Source organism: Halorientalis sp., assembly GCF_028275115.1.
Lineage (GTDB): Archaea > Halobacteriota > Halobacteria > Halobacteriales > Haloarculaceae > Halorientalis.
In genome coordinates, this window is sequence record NZ_JAQCNH010000027.1 from 65334 (window position 1) to 89527 (window position 24194).

At 65.2% G+C, this 24194-nt stretch carries 24 protein-coding genes and 1 tRNA gene; 14 read left to right on the forward strand and 11 right to left on the reverse strand.

The window, feature by feature from the left end:
- Positions 1-65 precede the first annotated feature (65 nt).
- Positions 66-1547, forward strand: a complete 1482-nt coding sequence (guaB, locus tag Q0964_RS04350; RefSeq protein WP_299263862.1) for an IMP dehydrogenase — start codon at positions 66-68, stop codon at positions 1545-1547.
- Positions 1548-2238: 691 nt separating this feature from the next.
- Here the strand turns inward: guaB and Q0964_RS04355 are convergent.
- Positions 2239-2312 (reverse strand) — tRNA-Lys (locus Q0964_RS04355).
- Between the two features lie 136 nt (positions 2313-2448).
- Here Q0964_RS04355 and Q0964_RS04360 point away from each other — a divergent pair.
- A complete protein-coding gene (locus Q0964_RS04360) occupies positions 2449-3903 on the forward strand; it encodes a DHH family phosphoesterase (RefSeq protein ID WP_299263865.1) in 1455 nt (484 codons plus the stop codon).
- Positions 3904-3915: 12 nt separating this feature from the next.
- Here Q0964_RS04360 and Q0964_RS04365 read toward each other — a convergent pair whose 3' ends face one another.
- On the reverse strand, positions 3916-4212 hold the full coding sequence (locus Q0964_RS04365) for a PRC-barrel domain-containing protein (protein ID WP_299263868.1): 297 nt from the start codon (positions 4210-4212) through the stop codon (positions 3916-3918).
- Between the two features lie 96 nt (positions 4213-4308).
- Between Q0964_RS04365 and Q0964_RS04370 the strand changes: the two genes are divergently transcribed.
- Positions 4309-4869: a metalloprotease family protein gene (locus Q0964_RS04370; protein ID WP_299263871.1), complete on the forward strand. Its 561-nt coding sequence runs from the start codon at positions 4309-4311 to the stop codon at positions 4867-4869.
- Positions 4870-4889: 20 nt separating this feature from the next.
- Here Q0964_RS04370 and Q0964_RS04375 read toward each other — a convergent pair whose 3' ends face one another.
- From Q0964_RS04375 to Q0964_RS04385, 3 genes are read right to left on the reverse strand one after another with little or no spacing between them, the layout of a single operon-like run.
- Positions 4890-6221, reverse strand: coding sequence for a metallophosphoesterase (locus Q0964_RS04375; RefSeq protein ID WP_299263929.1), 1332 nt, complete (start codon positions 6219-6221; stop codon positions 4890-4892).
- Positions 6222-6269: 48 nt separating this feature from the next.
- Positions 6270-8459, reverse strand: coding sequence for an LUD domain-containing protein (locus tag Q0964_RS04380; RefSeq protein ID WP_299263874.1), 2190 nt, complete (start codon positions 8457-8459; stop codon positions 6270-6272).
- On the reverse strand, positions 8456-8953 hold the full coding sequence (locus tag Q0964_RS04385; RefSeq protein WP_299263877.1) for an LUD domain-containing protein: 498 nt from the start codon (positions 8951-8953) through the stop codon (positions 8456-8458). Before Q0964_RS04385 ends, Q0964_RS04380 begins: the two co-directional genes overlap by 4 nt.
- Positions 8954-9083: 130 nt before the next feature.
- On the opposite strand from Q0964_RS04385, the gene Q0964_RS04390 reads away from it, so the two are divergent.
- The 7 genes from Q0964_RS04390 to bioD all read left to right on the forward strand — a co-directional run bounded on the left by Q0964_RS04390 (position 9084) and on the right by bioD (position 15202).
- Positions 9084-9377, forward strand: a complete 294-nt coding sequence (locus Q0964_RS04390; protein WP_299263880.1) for a HalOD1 output domain-containing protein — start codon at positions 9084-9086, stop codon at positions 9375-9377.
- Between the two features lie 179 nt (positions 9378-9556).
- On the forward strand, positions 9557-9961 hold the full coding sequence (gene trxA / locus Q0964_RS04395) for a thioredoxin (RefSeq protein ID WP_299263883.1): 405 nt from the start codon (positions 9557-9559) through the stop codon (positions 9959-9961).
- 143 nt (positions 9962-10104) lie between these two features.
- Positions 10105-10836, forward strand: a complete 732-nt coding sequence (locus Q0964_RS04400) for a sensor domain-containing protein (protein WP_299263886.1) — start codon at positions 10105-10107, stop codon at positions 10834-10836.
- Positions 10837-10939: 103 nt separating this feature from the next.
- A complete protein-coding gene (gene bioB / locus Q0964_RS04405) occupies positions 10940-12067 on the forward strand; it encodes a biotin synthase BioB (protein ID WP_299263889.1) in 1128 nt (375 codons plus the stop codon).
- A gap of 80 nt (positions 12068-12147) precedes the next feature.
- Positions 12148-13260 (forward strand): (S)-8-amino-7-oxononanoate synthase BioU, encoded by a 1113-nt coding sequence (gene bioU / locus Q0964_RS04410; RefSeq protein WP_299263892.1) that lies wholly within the window; start codon positions 12148-12150, stop codon positions 13258-13260.
- A complete protein-coding gene (locus Q0964_RS04415; protein WP_299263895.1) occupies positions 13260-14519 on the forward strand; it encodes an aminotransferase class I/II-fold pyridoxal phosphate-dependent enzyme in 1260 nt (419 codons plus the stop codon). The genes bioU and Q0964_RS04415 overlap by 1 nt, the downstream gene beginning before the upstream one ends.
- Positions 14516-15202, forward strand: coding sequence for a dethiobiotin synthase (gene bioD / locus Q0964_RS04420; RefSeq protein ID WP_299263897.1), 687 nt, complete (start codon positions 14516-14518; stop codon positions 15200-15202). Before Q0964_RS04415 ends, bioD begins: the two co-directional genes overlap by 4 nt.
- A gap of 161 nt (positions 15203-15363) precedes the next feature.
- Here the strand turns inward: bioD and Q0964_RS04425 are convergent, their stop codons facing one another.
- From Q0964_RS04425 to Q0964_RS04435, 3 genes are all read right to left on the reverse strand, one after another.
- Positions 15364-16431, reverse strand: coding sequence for a phosphotransacetylase family protein (locus tag Q0964_RS04425; RefSeq protein WP_299263899.1), 1068 nt, complete (start codon positions 16429-16431; stop codon positions 15364-15366).
- Positions 16428-18533 carry an acetate--CoA ligase family protein gene (locus tag Q0964_RS04430; RefSeq protein ID WP_299263902.1) on the reverse strand — a complete coding sequence of 702 codons (2106 nt, stop codon included), beginning with the start codon at positions 18531-18533 and terminating at the stop codon, positions 16428-16430. Before Q0964_RS04430 ends, Q0964_RS04425 begins: the two co-directional genes overlap by 4 nt.
- A gap of 83 nt (positions 18534-18616) precedes the next feature.
- On the reverse strand, positions 18617-19210 hold the full coding sequence (locus tag Q0964_RS04435) for a protein sorting system archaetidylserine decarboxylase (RefSeq protein ID WP_299263906.1): 594 nt from the start codon (positions 19208-19210) through the stop codon (positions 18617-18619).
- A gap of 79 nt (positions 19211-19289) precedes the next feature.
- On the opposite strand from Q0964_RS04435, the gene Q0964_RS04440 reads away from it, so the two are divergent.
- On the forward strand, positions 19290-19661 hold the full coding sequence (locus Q0964_RS04440) for a DUF8048 family protein (protein WP_299263909.1): 372 nt from the start codon (positions 19290-19292) through the stop codon (positions 19659-19661).
- A 103-nt stretch (positions 19662-19764) separates the two neighbouring features.
- Entirely contained in the window at positions 19765-20310 is a 546-nt protein-coding gene (gene dpsA / locus Q0964_RS04445) for a DNA starvation/stationary phase protection protein DpsA (protein ID WP_299263911.1), read from the forward strand.
- A 43-nt stretch (positions 20311-20353) separates the two neighbouring features.
- Here the strand turns inward: dpsA and Q0964_RS04450 are convergent, their stop codons facing one another.
- The gene (locus Q0964_RS04450) at positions 20354-20524 is read right to left on the reverse strand and encodes a DUF7331 family protein (RefSeq protein ID WP_299263932.1); all 171 of its coding nucleotides are present in this window, start codon (positions 20522-20524) and stop codon (positions 20354-20356) included.
- A gap of 672 nt (positions 20525-21196) precedes the next feature.
- Here Q0964_RS04450 and Q0964_RS04455 point away from each other — a divergent pair.
- Both Q0964_RS04455 and Q0964_RS04460 read left to right on the forward strand, forming a co-directional pair.
- The gene (locus tag Q0964_RS04455) at positions 21197-21772 is read left to right on the forward strand and encodes a DUF7547 family protein (RefSeq protein ID WP_299263914.1); all 576 of its coding nucleotides are present in this window, start codon (positions 21197-21199) and stop codon (positions 21770-21772) included.
- 116 nt (positions 21773-21888) lie between these two features.
- On the forward strand, positions 21889-22389 hold the full coding sequence (locus Q0964_RS04460; protein WP_299263917.1) for an HTH domain-containing protein: 501 nt from the start codon (positions 21889-21891) through the stop codon (positions 22387-22389).
- Positions 22390-22515: 126 nt separating this feature from the next.
- Here the strand turns inward: Q0964_RS04460 and Q0964_RS04465 are convergent, their stop codons facing one another.
- Positions 22516-22887: a Zn-ribbon domain-containing OB-fold protein gene (locus tag Q0964_RS04465; protein WP_299263920.1), complete on the reverse strand. Its 372-nt coding sequence runs from the start codon at positions 22885-22887 to the stop codon at positions 22516-22518.
- Positions 22887-24041: a thiolase family protein gene (locus Q0964_RS04470; RefSeq protein WP_299263923.1), complete on the reverse strand. Its 1155-nt coding sequence runs from the start codon at positions 24039-24041 to the stop codon at positions 22887-22889. Before Q0964_RS04470 ends, Q0964_RS04465 begins: the two co-directional genes overlap by 1 nt.
- Positions 24042-24194 lie beyond the last annotated feature (153 nt).

The window sequence follows — 24194 nt, forward strand, 5'->3', positions numbered from 1 at the left end:
TGTGAGCTGGCCGCCTGAACGGCCCGTCTCGCAACGTTTTTCCCCGGTCCGGTTCCACGGTTTACATGGCGAACGACAACGAGTTCTTCTCGGAGAAACTCCGGGTCCCGGAGGCGCTGACGTTCGACGACGTGCTTTTGCGACCCAAGGAGAGCCACGTTGAACCGGACGAAGCCAACACGACGACCCGCGTGTCCACGAACGTTGAGCTCACGGTTCCGGTTCTTTCGGCCGCGATGGACACCGTGACGGAAAGTGACATGTCTATCGCGATGGCTCGACAGGGCGGGCTGGGGGTCCTACACCAGAACATGACCATCGACGAGATGGTAACGGAAATCGAGCGCATCAAGCGTGCCGACGAACTCATTATTCGTGACGTGGTGACGGCCAACCCCAGCCAGACCGTCCGGGACGTCGACGAGATGATGGAACAGGCAGGCGTCTCCGGCGCGCCGGTTGTCGACGAGGACGACGAGGTGCTCGGAATCATCTCGGGCACAGATATCCGTCCGTACTTGGAGGTCGGTGATCGCGACGAGGTCAACGAGGCCATGACTGACGAGGTCATCACCGCCCCCGAAGACGTGACTGCCCGCGAGGCGCTCGAGTTGATGTATGACCACAAGATCGAGCGAGTCCCCATCGTCGACGGCGAGAACCGCCTCGTCGGCCTCGTCACGATGCAGGGTATCCTCCAGCGCCGGCAGTACGACGACGCCGCCCGCGACGAGAGCGGCAAACTCCGTGCTGGCGTCGCCGTCGGCCCCCACGACACCGAGCGCGCGACCGCCGCCGACGATGCCGGTGCCGACGTGCTGTTCATCGACTGCGCTCACGCGCACAATCGTACCGTGATAGATAGCGCCCGTGAAATCAAGAGCCTCGTCGATGCCGACGTAGTCGTCGGTAACATCGGCACCCGTGAGGCTGCCCGTGACGTGATCGGCTTCGCTGACGGGGTCAAGGTCGGCATCGGTCCGGGCTCGATCTGTACCACCCGCGTCGTCACCGGCGCCGGCATGCCACAGATTACTGCCGTCGCGCAGGTTGCCGACGTGGCCAGCCAGCACGACGTACCCGTCATCGCCGACGGCGGCATCAGCTACTCCGGTGACGCTATCAAAGCCATCGCAGCCGGTGCCGACGCCGTGATGCTCGGCTCGTACTTCGCCGGGACGGCCGAGGCCCCCGGGCGTGTCGTCACGATGAACGGCAAAAAGTACAAACAGTACCGCGGTATGGGGAGTGTCGGCGCGATGAAGTCAGGCAGCGGCGAACGGTACCTCAAAGAGGAGGCCGAAGACGACGACCTCGTTCCTGAAGGCGTCGAGGCAGCCACACCGTATCAGGGCCCCCTCGAGGACGAGCTTCACCAGCTAGTCGGTGGCATGCAAAGCGGCATGGGCTACGTCGGTGCCGAGACGATTCCGGATTTCAAAGAGCGCGCCGAGTTCGTCCGCGTCTCCTCGGCCGGCCAGCAGGAGAGCCACCCCCACGACGTGGTCATCACCGACGAAGCACCGAACTACAGTCCCGGGGAGTGACACAACCGCGCTGACTGGAGCTAATAGCTCGTCCGACGGCCGGATGTCACCAGAGACCCCCGCCGTCCCGACGACAGTTCCAGCCCGTTCGCGACCGGCCACTCTCAGAGCCCTTTTCCTCGGGTCTCACAGACCGGGCTGCAGTACGTGTTCGCCGCGGCGTTCGAGCTTGGGTGTGCACTGAACTCCTCGGTACAGTCGTTGCAGGTGTAGGTCTCGAACTCCGACATCGTTGTCGAATGGACGGGCCTGAGCAAAGTGCCCTTCGACTATCTTGATACAGCGAGAGAGTCCCGCCATTCCCGCGAGGGACGAGTGTTCCGACGCCGCCAGCGCCCCGTCGACCGCCACTGCGCTAGCCCGGAGTGCGTTCCATCTGCGTGTCGTGGTCCGCAGTAAGGGCGGGTCTCTCATTCGCGTTCGTCCGGAGTCACGAACGCGAGCACCTACCGCTCGCGGAAGCGCTCGCCAGAGGAACGGGCCGAAAGGGATTTGAACCACGGTCGTTCCGCTCCGCTCCACTCCCTGATTCAAATCCAGTGGGTGGAACGTCTACCGCCTGCAATCCGCGAGCAACTAAAAAACGGGCCGAAAGGGATTTGAACCACGGTCGTTCCGCTCCGCTCCACTCCCTGATTCAAATCCAGTGGGTTGAGCGTCTACCGCCTGCAATCCGCGAGCAACTGAAAAACGGGCCGAAAGGGATTTGAACCCTTGACCGACGGCTTAAGAGGCCGTCGCTCTGCCGGACTGAGCTATCGGCCCCGGCAGCGGGCATACGTAGTGGAGTTGTATTGAAATACGTTTCCTTTCCCTCGTCGGGCGGTTTCCGAGTTCCCGCAGTTCGAGGACGTGACGGGAAGGTGTAATATAAGTAGCTCCCGGACACATCGCCGGTATCATGAGCAGCGCCATTACGATGGCCTCGATGTCTGCATATGCGATTCTTGGATGTGGGAGTGTGGGCCACGCGGTCGCCGAGGAACTGGAGACGGAAGGGAAAGAGGTCCTCATTCTCGACAAGGACGAGGGCCGCGTCGAAGCGCTCCGCGACCAGGACCTCGACGCACGCACCGCCGACATCCAGGAATCGGCGACTGCCGAGATAATCGAAGACCGTGACGTGCTCCTCATCCTCTCTTCGGACGTCGAAGCCAACATGGCCGCCGTCCAGAACGCCCGGGAACGGGACGGCGAACAGTTCATCGTGGCGCGTGCGTCCGACCCCGTCTCCGCGGACGAACTCACCGAAGCCGGTGCCGACGTGGTAATCAATCCGTCGGCCGTCATCGCCAACTCGGCGCTTCGCGCGCTGGAAACCGGCGAGATGGAGCACAAGGCCACCCAGCTCAGCGACGTCATCGCCGACACGGACGAGCGAATGGCCATCTTCATCCACCGGAGCCCCGACCCGGACTCCATCGCCAGCGCCGCTGCGCTCCAGTTGGTCGCCGACAGTCTCGACGTCGCGGCCGACATCATCTACCAGGGTGAGATCGGCCATCAGGAAAACCGGGCGTTCGTCAACCTCCTCGGGATCGAACTCCGACAGAACGGCGACGTCGACCTCGACCAGTTCGACACGTTCGCGCTGGTCGACAACGCGAAAGGCGGCGAACCGGAGGTCGAACACGAGGTCGACGTGGTGGTCGACCACTTCGAGCCCGAACACAATTACGACGCCGACTTCGTCGACGTGCGCCCGAACGTGTCCGCCACTTCGACTATCCTCACCAAGTATATCCAGGAACTCGATCTGAGTCTGGACGGGAACGTCGCGACCGCGCTCCTCTACGGTATCCGCGCCGAGACGCTCGACTTCAAACGCGACACCACACCCGCCGACCTGACGGCCGCCGCCTACCTCTATCCGTTCGCCGACCGCGACACGCTCGAACAGGTCGAGTCGCCGTCGATGTCGCCCGAGACACTGGACGTGCTGGCCGAAGCCATCCGCAATCGCGAGGTGAAGGGGTCACATCTCATCTCCAACGCCGGCTTCATCCGCGACCGTGACGCGCTCTCGCAGGCCGCACAACATCTCCTGAACCTGGAAGGGATCACCACGACTGCCGTGTTCGCGCTAGCCGACGACACCATCTACCTCGCCGCCCGCTCGAAGGATATCCGGATGGACATCGGCGCGGTGCTGGAAGACGCCTTCGCGGAGATTGGCGAGACTGCTGGCCACTCGACCGACGCCAGCGCGGAGGTCCCGCTGGGCATCTTCACCGGAATCGAGACCAACGACGACAACCGCGACACGCTACTGGAACTGACCGAACAGGCCGTCAGGCAGAAGCTGTTTCAGGCGATGGGCGTCGACGGCAGCGACGGTGGCAGCAACGGCAGCTAAGTCGGGCGAGAGTCAGGCCGTAATCTCTTCTTCCTGTTCTTCCTCCGGCGTCCGAAGGCGTTCGATGATGTCGCTGACCAGCACTACGTCACCGACGGCCTGTACCCAGTCGTATGGCAGGACGATGCCCCGGTTGCCCTGAACGCGCTCACCGAACAGGTCGTGGTTGACCTCGTGCAGGGCCAGTCCCGTGACCTGCACGTCGTCCAGATCCAGTCGCACGTCCTCAACTTCGCCGACGAAGACACCGTTGTTCGAGTACACTTCTCGCCCCACCAGTGCGGTAATTTCCTGCGTTGGTCCATCCATACGGACCTCCAACACAGCCTCCCTCTTAACTTTTGCCGGGCGTCTGACGGACGTCAGCCGAATCGATTCCAGAACCCACCACAGACGACAGAACCGATGGACATAGAACGTCCGGGACCGCAGTTCACCTGTCCCGTGACCGACGACAGGTCGTTCTCCGGCACGGACCTGTACTACGCCGTCGAGACGGCGCTAATCGCGCCCGGCATCGTGAGTCACGAGGCCGCCCACATGCTCGCCTGCCGAGTGACCGGCGTCGGCGTGGTCGAGTCGTCGGTACTGAACCCTTTCGGCGCCGACGCGTACCTCGATCATCAACCGGTCAGGTCGTTCCCCGCCGACCTGCTGATCGCCGTCGCACCCGTCCTGCTCAACACCACGCTCGCCTTCGCCGCGTTCGTGCTGGCTCCGGCTGCCGGGACACCGCTCCTGTCGGCCCCCTGCTACTGGCTGGGTGTCTGTTTCGGGCTGACGGCGTTCCCGAGCGTCGGTGACACGGAGACGCTGTTCGAGACGGCCGGCACGCTCCCTCGACCGCTCCGGCCTGTCGGCTATCTCCTCGCCGCGCCGGTGCGAGCGTTCACGCTCGTTCCCGGCTCCGCGGGCGTCGCTGGGTTCGCGTTGCTCCTGTTCCTGTTCGGGGTGACTCGGCCATGAGTCGGTCGCTGGCCGGGTCGTCACTCCGCCTCCGGCGGTGCCGCGGGTTGCTCGTTCTCGACGACGGCCCGCTCCGGGAGTTCCGGATCCGGCGTTCGGCCCAGTGTGAGCAGTCGTTCTGTGAGGGTGAGCTCCTCGGGGCTCGGGCTCGGTTTCCGAATCTCCTCGAACTCGACGACCACGGCTTCGGCCTCGGCCGCGATGCGGACGGCACAGAGCTGGTAGGAGGGGAAGAACACTGGCGGGAGGACGCCGATGACGCCGTCGCGGCGGTGGAGTCGCTTGAGCCACGTCCCGGTGTTGACGAGTAGTCCGCCGCCGACCGTCGACACCCCCGGTCGGTGCGTGTGGCCGTAACAGTAGATGATAGCCTCCGAGTCGGCCGCAAACACGTCGCGTGCGGCCTGCTGGTACGGCGTTTCGGCATCGACGGTGAGCGTGGTCTCGAACACACCGAACCGGTCGATAGTCTTTCGAACGTCCCGACGGAGAAAGTACAACGGGATTCCTACGAGCAGGAGGAGACCGGCGATGGCCACGTTGACAGCGAGCAGGAACCAGATGGCAGTCCCGGCGGTCCCGAACCGGCCGAGGAACGCGGTCCCCAACTCGATCGGTGTGGACCAGACCCCGGCCACGGACAGACCAGCGAGGACCGCGAGGACGGCACTGACGTTGAACAACAGGAGGAAGGGGACGAGCGCGTACCGGAGGAGCGGACTCATCTCGCGGTAGAAGTATTTCGAGAGGAGCCACACCGGCATCCGCTCCGTTGGCGTGACGGCCTGAACGTCTTTCAGCCAGTTGTACCGGCCCCGGTCCGAGAGCTGCCCCGCCCGGCTCGTGACGAGTGTGTTGTAGTAGTACCCCAGCGGCGAGGCGTGGGGGTTGCCCCAGTCCTCGATCCTGTTGTTCGGGTCCTGCTGGTGGCCGTGCTCGAAGTGCACGACTCGGTCACCGACCTGTCTGGTGAGCGACTCCTGCTGGACCAGTTCGACGTTGTAGGACGCGAAGCGCTCGACGTACTCGTCGTAGGCCGCGAGTTCGTGGTCGTGATTGCCGGGGACCAGAGTGATACTGACGTTCTCGCCAGTCACGCGCAACTGCTCGAACAGTCGCGGGTAGGCGTCTGTCAGGTAGTCGAACTTCGCCGTCCCCTCGACACTCGTTATTTCCCAGAGCCCGAACGCGTCGCCGTTGATGACCAGTTCCGCGTTCTCGTCGGTTCGTTCCAGTGTTTCCAGAAAGTCGAGCAACTCCGGCAGCGCCTCGACATCTCCGAGTTGCTCTTCGCCGCCGACGTGGAGGTCGCTGATGACGTAGTAAACGCGGTCGTCGGCGTCGGTCGACACTGTCACACTCTGACGACCCGGCGGTCAAAGTAGTTGTTCTTTCGGGGTTCACCGCGGCGCGATCAACTCGACGGGATGGGGGACCTCCCGCTCGTAGAGAATGTCGAGTTGCTCCTGGCAGGAGGTCCCGCTGGCGAGCAACCGCCGGTCGTCGACGTCGCCGAGGTCCGCGCGTAGGTGTTCGCCCACGTCCATGCTGACCTCGTAGTACTCGCTCTTGTAGCCGAAACTGCCGGCCATTCCGCAACACTCCACGTCCGACGTGCGAACGCTGTAACCCAGCTCCGACAGGACGGTTTCGGTGTACTCGTCGACACCCATGGTCCGTTGCTGACAGTGGCTGTGGTACGCGACACCGGCGTCGTCTACAGGTGTGTCGAGGGCGGCCTGCTCAGCTCCGTTGTCCAGCAGACCGTAGACGAACTCCATCACGTCGTAGCAGTTCTCGGCTAACCGTTCGGCCGACCGCTCGGGCAACAGGTGGTCGTAGTCGCGCCGGAACATCGCCAGATCGCTCGGCTCGATTACCACCACGTCCCGGCCGTCGTCGATGTGAGTTACCAGCGCGCCGTGAACCGCTTCCGCCTGCTCGCGGGCCGTGTCGACCATGCCCTGCGAGAGAGGCGCGCGACCGCTCTCCGGCACGGCCGGGATGTGGACGCGAACGTCGAGTGCTTCGAGAGCCCTGACGGCCGCCCTCCCGCGTTCGGGGTCGAAGTAGTCGGTGTACACGTCGGGGTACAGCACCACGTCTCGGTCAGGGTCGGCGACCTGTGTGCCGCGGGCACCGTACCACTCCCGCAGCGTCTCGTCGGCGAACTGCGGGAGGTCTCGACGCGGGTCGACGCCGAACACCTGCTTCAGTACCCACTTCCCGGGTCGGCTCCCCGCGACAGCGTTGCTGAGGCCGGGCGCGACCGAGCCGACCTTCGCCAGCGCCTCCACGTTGCCAAAGAGGCGCTTCTGGAGGTCCAGCCCCGCCGGTTCCTCGTCGGGCGTCAGCCCCTCGACGAGGAACTCGTAGTCGTCTCCGTCCTCGTGGTGGTTGATCCGGTCGCGGACGACGGTGTTGACCCAGGGGATGTCGATCTCGACCGGGCATTTGGGTTCACAGCGGGAACACCCGGTACAGAGGTCGTTCATCTCGCCGGCGCTGTCGAGGTCGTGGACGCCGGCCTCCCAGCCGGTGCCGATACCGCCAGTGTAGGTCTCGCCGCCGAAGCCGTGACCGCCGACGGCCTGGAAGTTCGAGCAGGCGTTCGAGCAGGCACCACACCGGATGCAGTAGAGTGTCTCTCGGAGGTCGTCGTCCTCCCGCATCCCCATCCGACCGTTGTCGAGCAAGACCAGGTGGAACTCGCGTTCCTCGGCGTCACGCATCTCGTCGGCCTCGAAGTCCGGAATCGGCGTGTCGACCGGCGGGGTCAACAGCGAGACGTAGGAGGTGATGTCCTGCCCCGTCCCCGTGCGGGCGATGAGTTCCGTGAACGGCTGGAGGTCGGCGAGACTGTGGACGAGTTTCTCGATGCCCGCGACGGCGACGTGCGTGTCCGGCGTCACCGCCGTCTTCCGGGCGTTACCCTCGTTGGTGACGAGCATCAGCGTCCCCGACTCGGCGACCACGAAGTTCGCGCCGGTCATGCCCACGTCGGCCTCGCGGATGTGTTCGCCCACGCGCTCCCGGGCGAAGTCGGTGAGTTCGGTGGGGTCGCCCGGCAGCTCCTCGCCGAGGTCGAATTCGCCGTTGAACAGGTCGGCGATGTCGTCCGGGGACCGGTGCATCGCCGGTCCGATCAGGTGCGAGGGGGCTTCGTCGGCCAACTGGATGACGTACTCGCCGAGGTCAGTCTCGACCACCTCGTACCCGGCCTGTTCGAGGTGACCGTTCACGTCGATCTCCTCGGTCGTCATCGATTTGCTCTTGACGAGTTTGTCCGCCTCGCGGTCGGCCATGATCCTCTCGACGATTCGGTTCGCGTCCGCGGCCGTCTGGGCGACGTGAACCTGCCCACCGTTTGCCTCGACGGCCTCGGTGACCTCGTCGATGAGCGTCGGTAGGTTCTCGATGGCCGATTCCTTGATACTGCGGGCTGCACCACGAAGCGCTTCGTAGTCGTCGAACTGCTGTATCGCGTAGTCCGAGAGCTGGTTGACGGTGCGGGTGTTCTGTGCGACCGCGTCGCCTTCGGTCGCCATCAACCGCCGGAGGCGCTCGGCGGTGTCGCGGCGGGAACTCATCTGTCCTCCAGCACGACGACGTGTGTTTCCGAGGGGCCGTGGACGCCCTGTACGAGCGTCCCCATATCGGCGGTCGCGCTCGGGCCCGTCGCCAGCACCTGTGTGTCCATCCCGGCCGCGAAGTCCTCACCGAGCCGCTCGTACGCCGCTGGCATGTCGGCCACCACGTCGCTGGCGGCGACGACGGCAACGTGGCGAGGCGCGTACAGGCTGACCAGTTCGTCACCGGCCGCACCCGATGGGACCGTCACGGTGCCGTAATCGGCGATGCCCAACGCCGCCGGCGTCACGCCAGTCACAGCTGACTCGAGTGTCGACGGCGACGGCTCGACGTCGACGGAGTCGGGCACCGTCACGTCGTCGTACGGTATCGCAGTTCCCACAGCCGGGTCTTCGACGACCTCGGCCAGCACGTCGTCGGCGTCCCCGGCAGCCGTCCGGTGGACGTCGCCAGGAACGGACGACTCGAAAGTCGAGAGCGGCTCGGTACTCATGTCAGTTGGTGTCTGGTACCAGCTACCTAATTGCTTTGCCCTCCTCAAGGGGCCGTACCCGGGCGAGAGTGTATTCAGTGACTGAAATTACTGGTGGGTCTATATACTGGTATGGCATATAAGAAGCGATATGGGTGCAAACGATGGAGAGGTGTACATTCTCCGACCGGACGAGGAGGGTGACACCGACGACGAGGAGGCCTGGGTCAGTCCACAGCCGGCGAGTGTGGTCGTTCTGGAAGCAGTGGCGGAGGCTGTCGACGGCGACGTCGCCGATTTCGACGAGCTCGACGCCTACGTCGACCTCGACGACCTGGCCGCCGTCTTCGACGATGGGGGTGCCGACGACATCACGTTCTCCGTCGCGGACCACGACGTGACGGTCGACGCCACAGGCGACGTAGACGTCGACACGGACGACTGAGTTCCTCGAAGGCGGGTGGTGGCGTGAGTTCGCGTCCGTCACCGAGTCCGACAGCGACCGCCTCGCCGACCCGGAAGTGCGGACCTGTCGGGCCGCCGGACTGTCCTGGACGGCGCACGGCCGTGTTCCCGGGATGCACAGCCAACGTCGTTATACGGCATGCTGCCGTACAGTACAGTATGAGCGACGCCGGCGACCCAGACGATATCGAATCGATCCGTGAACAGAAAAAAAACGAGCTGCGGTCGGAGTTGTCCGGCGGCGCGTCGCCGGGCGAACCGGTTCACGTCGAGGACGGCGATCACTTCGCCGACCTCACGGACGGTGGGGTCGTCCTCGTGGACTTCTACGCGGACTGGTGTGGGCCGTGTCAGATGCTCGAACCGACCGTCGAGGAGATCGCTTCCGAGACCGCCGCCACCGTCGCGAAGGTCGACGTTGACGAACAGCAACCGCTCGCCAAGCAGTTCAACGTGCAGGGTGTCCCGACGCTCGTCCTGTTCGCCGGCGGTGAGGCGGTCGAGCAGGTAGTCGGTATGCAGGACAAGGCGACGCTCGTCGACCTCGTTGAGAGGTACAGCTGAACGCCCTCGACGCCGCCGCAGGGTCTGGTACGCAGCCGACCGGGCCCTTCGGGGCTTACATCTTATACTTTGTGGCGTGTTGCTGGCTCGCGGACCCTGACTCCGATTATACGGGCTCCCGGCACCGACGTGGGAGTGGAACAATGGCAGAAACCGCCACGACCCACCGATCCCTCACGGACAGCCTCCGGGGCTTTTTCGCCGTCCCGTTCCGGGGACAGACCTACCGAAGCCTCGCGTACCTGCTGCTCGCGTTTCCGCTCGGCTTGTTGTACTTCGTCGCGATTATCGTCGGTGTCGCCACCGGTGTGGGCCTGCTGATCACGCTCGTCGGCGTTCCGATTCTGCTGGTGACCCTGTACGGCGTGACGCTGATCGCCGGCTTCGAGGCGTCGCTCGCGCGGCATCTGCTCGGGGTGGACGTTCCGGCACCCGAGTCCCTCAGGCGGAACCACGGGAACGGGTCGACGAATCTGGAGGCGGTCCTCTCCTGGGCACGGACCGTCCTAACTGCACCGACGACATGGACGGCGCTGATCCTCGTCGGCGTGAAGTTCGTCTTCGGACTCACCGCGTTCGTGGTGGTCGTCACCGCGGCGTCGATTTCGCTCGCGTTCCTGTCCGCACCGGTCGCTCTCTTCCTCGACGAGCCGCTCACAGTGAGCAGTCAGGCCGGAGAGTTTACCCTGCGTACGCTTGGCAACACGGAGCAGGTGTGGGTCGCCGACACCGTCCCAGAAGTCGCCGGTCTGGCTGTCCTCGGCGCGTTCGCGATGCTGATCACCCTCCATCTGGTCAACGGCCTCGCGAAGTTCGGCGGCATCTCCACGGCCGCACTGCTGGATGTCGACGGGTCTTACGAGACGTCCGCGTAGAGCGGACCGGTCACCGTCTACCGGAGTGAGAGCTTCCCCGCCGGGCACTCGGCTCCGGTCTGCCACCCCTAGTTTTATTAACTCGTCAACTGTCGAGTCGTGTGTGGTTTACGAGACCGGTAACCGGACGATCGACGACGCCGTCGAGCGGGTGCTGGCGGGCGAGCGACTCGACCGCCGTGACGGACTCGCACTGACGGCACAGCCGGTCGAGGAACTTGCGGCCGGAGCCGACTACGTGCGCTCGCAGTTGGGCGACGACACGGTCGACGCCTGCTCTATCGTGAACGCGAAGGCGGGCAACTGTGCCGAGGACTGTGGCTTCTGTGCCCAGTCGGTACATTTCGACACCGGCATCGAGACGTACGGGTTCCTCGACCCCGAAGAGATTCTGGAGGCAGCCAGACGCGCCGAGCGCGACGGTGCCCAGCGGTTCGGCATCGTCGTCGCGGAGAAAGGCGTCTCCAAAGCGCAACGCCCCGGGGAGTGGCAGGAGGTCCTGCGTGCGATTCGGCTGGTGCGCGACGAAACCGACGTGGAGGTCGACGCCAGCCTCGGCATCCTCACCCGCGAGGAAGCCGAGATTCTGGCCGAAGAAGGCATCAACCACTACAATCACAACATCGAGACCTCGCCGAACTTCTTCCCGGAGATCGTCGAGACCCACTCCTTCGAGGACCGGGTGGCGACGCTCGAACTCGCCAAGGACGTCGGAATGGACCTCTGTGCCGGCGTTATCCTCGGGATGGGCGAGTCACCTACCGACCGGGTCGACGCGGCCATCGCGCTCCAGGACGTGGGCGTCTCTTCACTGCCCGTGAACATACTCAACCCCGTCGCCGGGACGGCACTCGGTGACGAGTTGGGCGATTCGGCGGACATCACGACGCCGGAGATAATCAAGACAATCGCAGTGTATCGGCTGCTCCATCCGGACGCCCGGGTCCGGTTGACGGGCGGGCGCGAGGTGAACCTCGACCAGGACGAACAGCACCTGCCGTTCGAGGCTGGTGCCGACGGTATCCTGACCGGCGACTACCTCACGACGGGCGGCCAGTCGCCCGGCGACGACATCGAGGTGATGGAGAAGGCTGGAATGGAGCCGAACATGGACGCAAACGAGTTCGACAAAGCGGCGGTCAAGGCCCGCGCCGGCGATGAATCTGCGGAGCCCGAGGAGATCGAGACGGCCGCGGGGACGGCGACGAGCAACGCGGAACTTGACGACTGACGGGAGGGCGACCAGCGGGCGACCTTCCGGACCAGCGAACGGCGTCTTCGGACGTCGTTAGCGGACAGACGGATTCAACCATGCACGAAGTCAACTTCGCGGTACTGGGATGCGGTGGTATCGGCCGACGGACACTCGACGTCTCGAAAGAGAAGGATAACCTCACGCCCGTCGCGGCGTGTGACCGCAACGGGGTCGCAGTCGACCGTGACGGACTCGACGTGGACGAACTGCTCGCGGCGACGGAAGGCAACATCGCGAGCGAGTCGCGAAGCGACTCGGACCGAGCGAGCGGCGAACGCAGTGAGCCGCGAGCAGACGGTGGCACTGCCGCGGCTGGCGACGCAGGTACCGAGTCCAGTGGCGTCAAACAGACCGGTGAGAACGCCGGCGTCGCCGCCTCTGTGCAGGCCGACCCCACGGAGACACCTATCGGGGACATCGTCGAGGCGAGCGATGCCGTGGACGCCGTCCTGATCGCGCTCCCGAACTTCGAGCACGATTTCATCCCGCGAGTCGCGGACCGCTTCGCCGAGGCCGGGTACGAGGGCGTCCTCCTGGACGTCCTCAAGCGCTCGCGGGTCATCGACATGCTCGATGAGCGAGCCGGGGAGTTCGAGCAGCAGGGTATCACATTCGTCTGCGGGGCGGGAGCGACCCCGGGTTTCCTCACCAGCGCGGCGGCCATCGCCGCCCAGTCGTTCGTCGAGATTCAGGACGTCGAAATATGGTGGGGTGTCGGACTCAAGTCCGGGTACGAGGACAACCGCGGTACGGTACGAGAGGACATCGCCCACCTGCCCGAGTACGACATCGACGATGCCCGTGAGATGAGCGACGAAGCAATCGAAGCGGTCATCGACGACCACGACGGCGTCATCGAGTTCGAGGACATGGAACACGCCGACGACGTGTTGCTGGAGCGGGCCGGCGTCTGCGACGCCGAGGACGTGACCGTCGGGGGGGTTCTCGACGTGACCAGCGACGAGAAACCGACGACGACCACCGTCCGGGTCACCGGGACGACGTTCGACGGTGAAACCGGGACGAACACCTTCGAGCTCGACGACGCAACGAGCATGGCGGCCAACGTCAACGGTCCGGCACTGGGCTACCTGAAAGCGGGCGTCCGCCGCAACCGCGCCGGCGAGTACGGCGTGTTCGGCCCCGCCGACCTGCTGCCCAGATTCTGATGTCCGGCGACACATCGCGCGGGGGGGCCGCCACCGGGAACGAGCGTTCAGACCGCGGGTTCGACCCCGCGGCCCGACTCGCCGAACGCGAACGCCAGAGCCTGCGTCGAGACCTCACACCCATCGCGGACGTGACGGCGCGAGCCCCTATCGCGGACGACCCCGGGAACGCCCCGCCCGTGTTCGACGGTCCGGAGCAGTTGATCTTCGCCGCGAACGACTACCTCGGGCTGGCCGGTGACGAACGCGTCCAACGAGCGGCGGCCGAGACCGCACGCGAGGTCGGCACCGGCGCGGGTGCGAGCCGACTCGTGACCGGCGACACGCCGGCCCACCGCGCACTGGAACGGGACCTGGCGGACACAAAAAACACGGAGCGAGCGCTGGTATTTTCCTCGGGTTACGCGACCAACGTCGGCGTGATTTCGGCGCTCGGGCCCGACGTAGTCTTTTCGGACGAACTCAATCACGCGAGCATCGTCGACGGGTGTCGGCAGGCCGGCGCGGAGACGGTGGTGTACGACCACTGCGACCCGTCGGATCTGCGGGCGGAGATGGACGAACGGGCAGGCGCGACTCCGGCCGGGTCCGACGAGTCCTGGCTCGTCCTCACCGATTCCGTGTTCAGCATGGACGGAGACGTTGCACCGCTCGAAGCGATCTGTGACGTGGTCGAAAGCTTCGGCGCGTGGCTGATGGTCGACGAGGCGCACGCCACCGGCCTCTACGAGAACGGTGGCGGAGCCGTCCAACGTGCGGGGCTCTCGGACCGGGTTCACGTCCAGATGGGGACGCTCTCGAAAGCCCTCGGGAGTCAGGGCGGCTACGTAGCCGGCAGTGAGAGCTTGGTCGAACACCTGCTGAACACCGCGCGGTCGTTCGTCTTCTCGACCGGTCTCGCCCCACCGGCCGCCGGAGCCGCGCGGGAGGCCCTCCGGATTGCCAGAGAGGACGACCCACACAGGGAGCGACTGTGGGCGAACGTCGACCGCCTCCGAGACGGCCTCGAAGCTGCCGGCTACGAGGTCTGGGGCGAGACGCAGATTCTTCCAGTCGTCGTCGGCGACCGCGACGACGCGATGGCGCTCGACGACTGCCTCCGGGACCGCGACGTCGTCGCCCCGGGCATCCGGCCGCCGACGGTGCCGGCGGGCACGAGTCGCGTTCGCGTCGCGCCGATGGCCACTCACACCGAGGACGAGATCGACCGCTGTCTCGCGGCGTTCCGCGAGGCCGGCCGAGAGCTGGAACTGGTATGACCGGCGCGTTCGACGACCTGTGCGACTTCGCGGTCGTCGGCACCGACACCGCCGTGGGCAAAACCGTCGTCACCGCGGGACTGGTCGGTCGGCTCCGCGAGGCCGGCGTCGACGCCCGTGCGGTCAAGCCCTGCCAGACCGGTTATCCGCCGGACGACGACGCGGCCTTCGTCGCTCGGGCGTGTGGCGACGAGACGGCTGCGACGTGTCTCAGGCGACTGGAACCGGCTCTCGCCCCCGCCGTGGCCGCCGAACAGGTCGATACAGACCTCTCGTACGAGGCCATCCTGTCGGACTGCCGCGAGGCAGTGGCCGACGCCGAAGTCGGTGTCGTCGAAGGGATCGGCGGGCTCCGCGTCCCGCTGGCCGACGACCGGGAAGTCGTCGACCTCGTCGCGGACCTCGAGATGCCGACACTGATCGTCGCCCGCTCGGGCCTCGGGACGCTCAACCACACTGCGCTGACCGTCGAGGCGCTGCAAGCGCGGGGCGTCGCTGTCGCCGGAATCGTCTGCAACGAGTACGCGGGCGAGACTACTGCGGAACGAACCAACCCGAGCGTCGTGTCGGAGATGACCGGCGTGCCGGTCGAGACGCTGCCGCCGCTCTCTCTCGACGAACCCGGCGACGCGGTGGCGGGCGTCGACGAACACCTCGCGGACTCGGCGTTCCTGCTAGAGTAACGGCGTGGCCACTCGCCAGTCGGCGGAACAGGAAAACCAGGGGACGTGTGCCCCCGGTGTGTGACACTACGGAGCCAACTGGCTCCACTCCATATTTTGGCGCGAATCTGTATAAATCTACACTCTTGTTGTTTATTCGACAGAATGTTGGAACGTAAATTTTACTCCTCGACTGCTAACAACCCGTCCAGATCGACTGCGTCGGCCAGCAGGTCACCCATCCGCTCGACGGCCCCGAGGTCGCGGGTGCGGCCGCTCCGGACGACGGATTCGGCCCGGTCGACTGTCGTCCGGGCGTCGCCCTGTACGAGCAGAACGGGTTTGCCCGCCTCCTCGGCGCGGCCGACGACGGCACCACTGGGGCGATGCCCGCCGGTGAGCAGGAGACATTCGATTCCTGGTGCGCCGAGCGCGGCCGTCTGGATGTCAGACCGGTCGCCGCCGGTGATGACTGCCGCTTCTCGTGCCCGCCGGAAGCCCGACAGAGCGGCGTCTCGGCCCATCGCACCGACGAGGAACCGCTCGACGTAGGCGTCCGTCGCGGCGTCGCTGGTCAGGACGTCGGCACCCAGTTCCGCGGCCAGTTCACCGACCGTGACACCGGACAGTTCCTGCACTGTGGGGATGGCACCGTAGACGGTGACGTCCCGCTCCCGCAGGAACGGAACGACGTCTTCGGTGAGTTCGTCGAACTCGTCGTCGGAGACGCTGTTGAACAGGACGCCGTCCAGTCGGTCACCGAAGGCGTCGACGGCCCCCAGTAGGCCGTCGAGGTCCGAGGGGTCGTCGTAGTCGGCGATCAGCAGGACGCGAGCGTCCAGCAGGTCGGCCAGGTCTGGGTCGGTCAGGTCGATGACGCCACCGGTCGTGTACTCGCCGGCACCTTCGATTATCACGACATCTCTCCCGTCGGCGACGGTAGCGTAGTTGTCGGTGATGCTCTCGTGGAGCGCGTCGAGGTCCTCGCGGCCGCGGACGGCCTCCTGTACGAACGTGGGCGAGTAGACGATGGGCTCCATCTCGTGCATCTGCTCGTTTAGATCGAGCAGCTCACGGGCCAGCATCGGGTCCTGGTCGAGAGTCTTCCCGACGGCGCTCTGCAGGTGGGTACCTTTCGGTTTCATGTAGCCCACCGACTGCCCGTCGTCCTCGGCGTGGCGTGCCAGCGCGAGCGCGACGGCCGTCTTGCCTGTACTTGCCTCGGTCGAACCGACGAGTATCGGGTTCATAGTTGCTCCTGGTCGATGGTGAGTCGCAAGTCGACCGCCGAGACGCCATCTGGCGTCGCGACGAGCGGGTTGATGTCTAGCTCTAGTATCGCCGGGAACTCCGTCACCAGCTGGGAGAGCCGCTGGATCGTCTCGACGACGCCGGCCTCGTCGACCGGCTCGCGGCCCCGCGCCCCCCGCAGCAGTGGCGCGGAGTCGATCTCGTCGACCATGGATTCGGCCTCTGGTTCGCTGACCGGTGCGATCTTCACCGTAGTGTCTTCCAGCACTTCGACGAAGATACCGCCCAGCCCGAACAGGACCAGCGGTCCGAACTGCGGGTCACGGTTCATCCCGACGATCGTCTCTGTGGCAACGTCCAGGTCGAGCATCTCCTGGACCTGGACACCGAGAATCGTCGCGTCGGACTGGTAGCTGCGCGCCCGGGTAATCAGGTCCTCGTAGGTATCACCGACCGCCTCGGGCGGGACGCCGACCTCGACGCCGCCGATATCCGACTTGTGCCGGATATCCGGACTGACGATCTTCATAACGACACCCTCGCCGTCGCCGACTCGCTCGGCCGCCTCGCGGGCCTCGGTCGTGCCGTCGACGATTTCGCCCGCCGGCGTGGGAATGCCGTAGGCGCTGAGTAGGTCCATCGCCTCGACGCCGAGACTGTTCGTGTCGCGGCGCTTGGCGGTTTCGAGAACCCTGCGGGCGCGCCCGCGCTCTACGTCGAACTCGACGGGTTCGGCGTACTCGCGGGCCTGGATCTCGCGAAACTCCCTGAGCGCGTCGAGACTTCGGACCGCCCGAGCCGGGTCGAAGTACGTCGGAATGCCGGCTTCCGAGAGGGTGGCCCGCGCCGCCCGGATCGAATCGCTACCCATCAGCGACGCCGCCACGGGGGTTTCGTACGTTGCCTGCAACGTCACGGTTGTTTCGGCTAGGTCCTCGAAGCGCAGGGTGGCGGTCGGACAGGCCAGCACGATGGTCGCGCCGACGTTCGGGTCCGCCAGTGCGATACGAATGGCCTCGCGGAACCGCTCGGCGTCGGCGTCACCGATCACGTCGATTGGATTGTAGACGTTGGCTTCTGCGGGCAGGGCCCGGGCGAGACTGTCGACCGTGTCGTCGGTGAACGACGCCAGGTCGAGGTCGGAGTCGCCGATGGCGTCGGTCGCCATGACACCCGGACCGCCAGCGTTCGTGACGATGGCCACGCCGTCGCTCTCGGGGAGCGGTTGTGCCGAGAGGATGCCGGCGTAGTCGAACAGGTCCTGTACTGTTTCGACACGGAGGACGCCTGCCTGCTCCAGTCCGGCCTCGTACGCGCGCTCGCTCCCGGCCATCGTCCCTGTGTGTGAGGCCGCCGCGGACGCGCCTGCCTCCGTGCGACCGGACTTGACCAGCAGAATCGGTGTGTCCTGCGTGACTTCGCGGGCGGTCCGGATGAACTGGCCGCCGTTCTCGATTCCTTCGAGGTACGCCAGAATCACGTCAGTCCCGGGGTCGTCGCCCCACTCGGCCACGAAGTGGCGTTCGTCCAGCACCGCTTTGTTACCGAGCGAGACGATGTGTTTGAACCCCACGTCGCGGTCGCTGGCCCAGTCCAGTACCGCGGTGACGAACGCGCCCGACTGACTCATAAAGGAGACGGGGCCGGGCTGTGCGTTCTCCGGCCCGAAGGTCGCGTTCATCTCGACGCCGGTACTCATGATGCCCAGACTGTTGGGCCCGACGACGTTGAGGTCGTACGCGTCGGCAATCTCGTGGAGGCGGCGCTCGCGGTTCGCCCCGTCGCTGCCGGCCTCACTGAACCCGGCTGTGACGACGACCACGTTCTCGACGCCGGCCTCGCCACAGCTCTCGACGACATCCACGGCGATGGATGCCGGTACCACGACCACTGCCACGTCGACCGTCCCCGGCACCGAACCGACGTCCGCGTAGCACTGTCGGCCGAGAACGGAATCGGCATTGGGATTAACCGGGACCACCTCGCCGTCGTAATCGGTGGCGAGGTTCGATGTGATGGCGTGGCCGACCGATCCTTCGCTCTCGGTCGCGCCGACGACCGCCACCCGGTCGGGCGCGAACATCGTCGCTAACTCGCCCATCGTTCGCCGGTTCGCCACCGGGACAAATATAGCTCGGGGAACCGGCCAGCGCAACAGTTCGGAGACACCGAGACGGCGACCGATTAGCGGTCGACGAGTCGCGTCTCACCCGCCCGCACGCTGTCGCCTTTCTCGACACAGAGGTCCGCACGCTCGACGCCCTCGGGCAGGATTACGTCTACCCGGCTGGAAAAGGAGATGTGGCCGATTCGCTGGCCGCGCTCGACCGTCTCGCCGGGTTCCACGTATGGGTGGATTCGGCGCGCGACCGCCCCGGCAATCAGCACCACAGTGTACTCCGCGAACTCGACGTGGACCTTCTCGTTGCGGTCTGATTCCTTCGTGAACGCCGGCCAGTGGCCGCCCGGTGAGTGTGTCACGCTCTCGACAGTTCCGGACAGCGGCGCGCGGTTGACGTGGACATCGGTCAGGTTCATGAACACACCGAGACGGAGCCCGTCGTCCGTGTCGCGAACGACGGAAACCCTTCCGTCGGCGGGCGCGAGGATACCGTCAGCGACTGGTTTGCGGTCGGGGTCCCGGTGAAACCCCAGTGCCGCGCCGCTAGAGAGGAACGCGACAGCCGCACCGAGGAGTGAGAACGGCAACAGAAAGAAGCCGACGACGGCAGGGGGAGCCGCGTACCGCCAGGAACCGCGAGCGAAACGATCTGGCATACAGCCACCTTCGGCCACGGGGGAATGAATTTATCGGACCGGCGACGGTGTTTTTATTTTCCCGCCGTTCAGTGAGGCCATGACCGAGGCCCTGCTTGCCCCGTTCGACGAGGACCTGCTCGCGACGGTCGCTGGCCGTCACGACACAGACGAGGCGACCCTGCGCGACCTGCTTCGTCGACACCAGCAGCAGGTCCGTGACAACCCCGGCGTCGAGGACATCGTCTACGAGTGGCGGTCACAGTTTCACGGACAACCGGTCCTCCGGCGGACCGAGGATACCTACTACCTGCGTTTACACACTCACGTCTGGGACGAGTTCGCAGCAGCACTCGACATCCCGGAGGCCAGCCTTCACGCCGTACTCGACACGCACGAAGAGCAACTTCGACGCGAGACCGGGGCCAGCGTCGGCGACGACGAGCGCGCGATGGTCCTGAATCGTCCCTGAAACCCGGTCGAGGTTTCGGCTGACCAAAAGCAACTTTGTAGATTCGAAAAATAGTTTTACTATCCCAAAGCTTATGAGACCGCGGGACCACCATCTATATGAGATGAGTACTGAGAAAACTGTCCGAAAAGAGTACGGTGAAGTCGAGGAGAACGCCCTGCGGCTGGACGACGAGAAGGCAGAGCAGATCGTCGAAGCGCTCAACGACGACCTCGCGGACACCTTCGTCCTCTACCATCAGCTCCGCAAGCACCACTGGAACGTCGAGGGTGCGGAGTTCCGCGACCTCCACATCTTCCTGGGCGAGGCCGCCGAGAACGCCGAAGAGGCAGCCGACCAGCTCGCCGAGCGGCTCCAGGCCATCGGCGGCGCACCGGTATCGAGCATGCCCAACCTCTCGGAACGAGCCGGCGTCGACCACGAGGACGGCGACGTGTACTCGGTTCGCACCTCGCTGAAAAACGACATGGAGATTTACGGCGACGTTATCGAGAGCCTCCGGGAACACGTCGAACTCGCGACCGAACTCGGCGACCACGCCACCGCGGAGATTCTCCGCCAGATTCTCGTCGAAACCGAGGACGACGCCCACCACATCGACCACTACCTCGAAGACGACACGCTCGTGTTCGAGACGGGCAGCGAGTAAGCGTCGTCGGCCGCGAGAGCCGCTCCGTCGTTCGAAAACGCTTCTATTCTTTACACTCGACGGTTAGATCCGTCGCAATCCAGCCGTCTGTGTTCCCGTCCTCGGTGAAGACGGTACGCTCGTCGGTCGCGTTGTGGCTCTTGATTAGCGGTGCGTCGTCGGCAGGTTCGGCCATCGGTTCGGCGTCGTCAACGGTGTCCGGCTTGTGACTCATTACCTGACCTTAGGCGGGCCTAAATCTAAAAGCGTTTTGGTTACCCTAAACCAATCCAGTCCGTGCTGATACCGTGGTCGGGGAAGTGCCAGCGCTGTCGTACGACTCGGAGACGTGGGCGTGGCCGAGTGCGTGTACCTGCCCGAGTTCGTCGAGAACGGCCTTTAGGAGGAGAGAACTGGCCTGGATCGAGTCCGGTGCGACCGGGCCGAGGCAGACGCGTAACTCCGACGGCACGAGGCCGTCTCCCCGATGGCTGATACTCTCGGTCACACGGTCCGCCAGCGACGACGACTGCAGGAAAGCGCCGGCGGTGCAGGCAGTCGCCTGAGGTGGTCGCCCCCGAACGACCGTCGCTCCGTGGGGACAGTCCGCCCGTAGGCGCGAGTCCACCGCGTTCTCGTTCCGAGGAGCCGAGCAGCCGGCCACAGAGTCGTCGCTGTCCGTCGGGTGCGCCGACGACGAGGATTCCACCTCCACGGCGTCTGAGACCCGACAGCGCGCCAGGAAGCTTCGATGCCGCGGATTTCGGGCTCATCGGCGTAGTTTACGCGCCCGAAACTATAAGATTTGTACCAACTTGCCGCTCATAACTGCTCGCTGGGCTGGGAACCGGGTCACCGACCAGTCGTGAGGACCCGGGCTTAAGACCCGAGCCGCCATACATGGAGTATGAGCGATTCGGCCAGCGACGAGGACCTTGCGCGACTCGCGGCGGACCTCGCACGGTCGCTTCGGGATCTTCAGCGCGAACTCGAACCGGGGGAGCGAGGGCGACTTCGCCCGCCCTCGCCGCGGGAACTCCTTCGATTCACCGAGGAAGTGGCAATTCCGAGCGCAATCCTGATACTCGAGGCGAACGTCCGCGCACTACGACTGCTCCAGCGGGCGATTCGACTCGCCGACCCCGACCCCGACCGCGACCGCACCCGCGACCGGGATACCGCGGTCCGCGACCGCGCGGTCGAACTCAGTCAGACCACCGTACAGAAACTCGACGACGTACTGGCAGACGTACAGGACGCCGTCGAGGGACGGCCCACCGACGACGAAGCCGAACGTGTCCTCACCGAGGCGCGGTCGCTTCGCGACGAGATCGACGGCCGACTCGCCGCCGAAACCAGGTCCACCGACGACGACGCAGAGACGACCGCCAGCACGACCGTTCCGGTGGACGTAGACGCAGAACTCCAGTCGATCAAGGACGACCTTGACGCCGACGGCGACGACGGGACTCGGCCAGAGTAAGCGCTGCCACCTTCGTCCGTCGCGCTGTGGCCACCCCTCGACACCGTGGGTAACAGTGTCAACGAAGCGCAACATAGCAGGTTTTATTTCCCTTATCCTGTCACTCAGTAGTACGAATGACTGGTGACGGGAGCACTGCCGGGACACGAATCGAACTGTTCGCTCGGTCCACGCTGCCCGAGGTCGCGTCACGGCGGCGGGACCAGGTCGCAGGGCGACTCGAACAACTCGCTGCGGACGGTCACGTCACGGACGTGACGGTCGAGACGTGGGAGAGGAAAGTGCCCCTCTCGGAGAACCACGACGAGCTCACCAGGTACGACCGGTTCCGGACCTGGGCCGACGAGACCGGCGTCTCGCTCGACCCGTTCTTCGACACCCGGACGTGTTATTCGATGGAGACGGGTGACCGTGGCGAGTGGCTCGTTTTGCCCGCGCTCTGTCTCGCCGTCTACCGCGATGGCGAACTCGACGCCGTGTATCCACACTCGACGAACGACGGCTCCCGGTCCGTCCTCGATTGTCTCAACGCTATCGAAGCTGCGCCGGGTCGCGTCGCCCGACCGGTCGAGTCAGAGGCCCCCGAACGGACGGACCTCGTCGAACTCTCGGACTAGATTCCGTTGCTCTCTGCCAGGCGTCCCCACCGTGACGACACGATTGACCTCCGTCCACGCCTGAAGACCGAGGCATGCGCCATCGGCCTGTGTCACCGTCTTCGGCCTCCGGCTCGGGCGGAACGGTTATTCAGAGAGCCGAAAACGATATCCGTCCCACTCCTGGTCCGCATCGGCGGGCTTGAGCCCGACACCGGGCTCACGTAGCGCTTCCACGTAGACCGGTTCGACCTCGTCGCCGGTTTCGACGTCGGCGTTGTCGGCGACCTGTCCCATCGCACGCACGGACGCGCCGTCGACCTCGAACTCGACGAACGCCAGGACGTTCGGTTCCCGGACTCCGGGTGGCGTCGCGGTGCTTTTCGTCCAAGTGACCACCTCACCTGTGCGGTCGCTCAGGTCAACGGTCTCGACCGGTTCCTCGCCACACTCCGGACAGCGCGGGTGCGCGGGGTACTTTATGTGACCGTTCGGACAGCGGATGGCGTCCATCGGCATTATGCTTCCTCCATGATGGTAGTAATAACGCAGTTACCGAACCCGCCGACGTTGCAGGCCAGCCCCGTCTCGGCTCCGACCTGTCGGTCGCCGGCTTCACCGACCAGTTGCTCGTATATTTCGTAGCCCTGTGCGACACCGCTGGCCCCGAGCGGGTGTCCCTTCGATTTCAGCCCACCGGAGGTATTGATCGGGCGCTCGCCGTCAATCTCCGTGCGACCCTCCTCGACGTGTTTCCAGGCCTCGCCCCTCTCGGCGAAAGAGAGCCCCTCCATCTGGAGGAACTCGAGGATAGTGAACATGTCGTGGAGTTCGGCCACGTCGATGTCGTCGGGACCGACCCCGGCCATGTCGTAGGCTTCCTCTCCGGAGTCGACGACGCCACCCATCGTCGTCGGGTCGTCGCGTTCGTGGACGACGTGGGTATCGGTCGCGCCGCCGACACCCGAGACGACCGCGTAGTCGTCCGCGTACTGTTCGGCCACCTCGACGGGGCAGAACATGAGCGCCGAACTGCCATCGGTGATCGGGCAAAAGTCGTAGAGGCGGAGCGGATCGGCGATGATCGGACTCTCCATTGCCGTCTGTTGTGTAATCTCCTTCTGGAACTGCGCCCTCGGGTTGCGAGTGCCGTTCTCGTGGTTCTTGACGGCGACTTTCGCGAGACTCTCTCTGGGCGCGTCGAACGTCTCGAGGTAGTGCCGTGCCGTCATCCCCGCGAAGGAGGGCAGGGTGACACCCTGTTTGTACTCGGCGGGGTGGGTAATCGACGCGATGATGTCGGTCGCACCACCGGTGCCCTTGTGAGTCATCTTCTCGCCGCCCACGAGCAGCGTCATGTCGCTGGCCCCGGACTTGACCGACTGCCAGGCGGCGTACATACCCGCCCCGCCACTGGAACTGGTCTGGTCGATTCGCTGGCTGTACGCCGGTATCAAGCCGAGGTCGTGGGTGACCGCGTTCATAATCCCGGTCTGTCCCTCGAACTCCCCGCTGGCCATGTTCGATACGTAGACGTGGTCGACCGCGTTCGGCCCGACGCCGGCGTCCTGGAGACACGCTTCGCCCGCCTGTGCGAGCAGTTCACGTATCCAGGCGTCTCGCTGGCCGAACTTCGTCATCGACCCGCCGATGATGGCAACCGTCCTGTCCATATCACCTGCAACTCCAACGGGCGGTGTTGTAAATCTGGCTGAACGCGCGGTATTCGACCGGCCCTTCCCGGGGCGGGGCGGTGTCTCGGTACGCTCTTGAGAGTCCGTTCGCAACTGAACACATGACCGGCACTGTCGAACGGGTCCACGTCG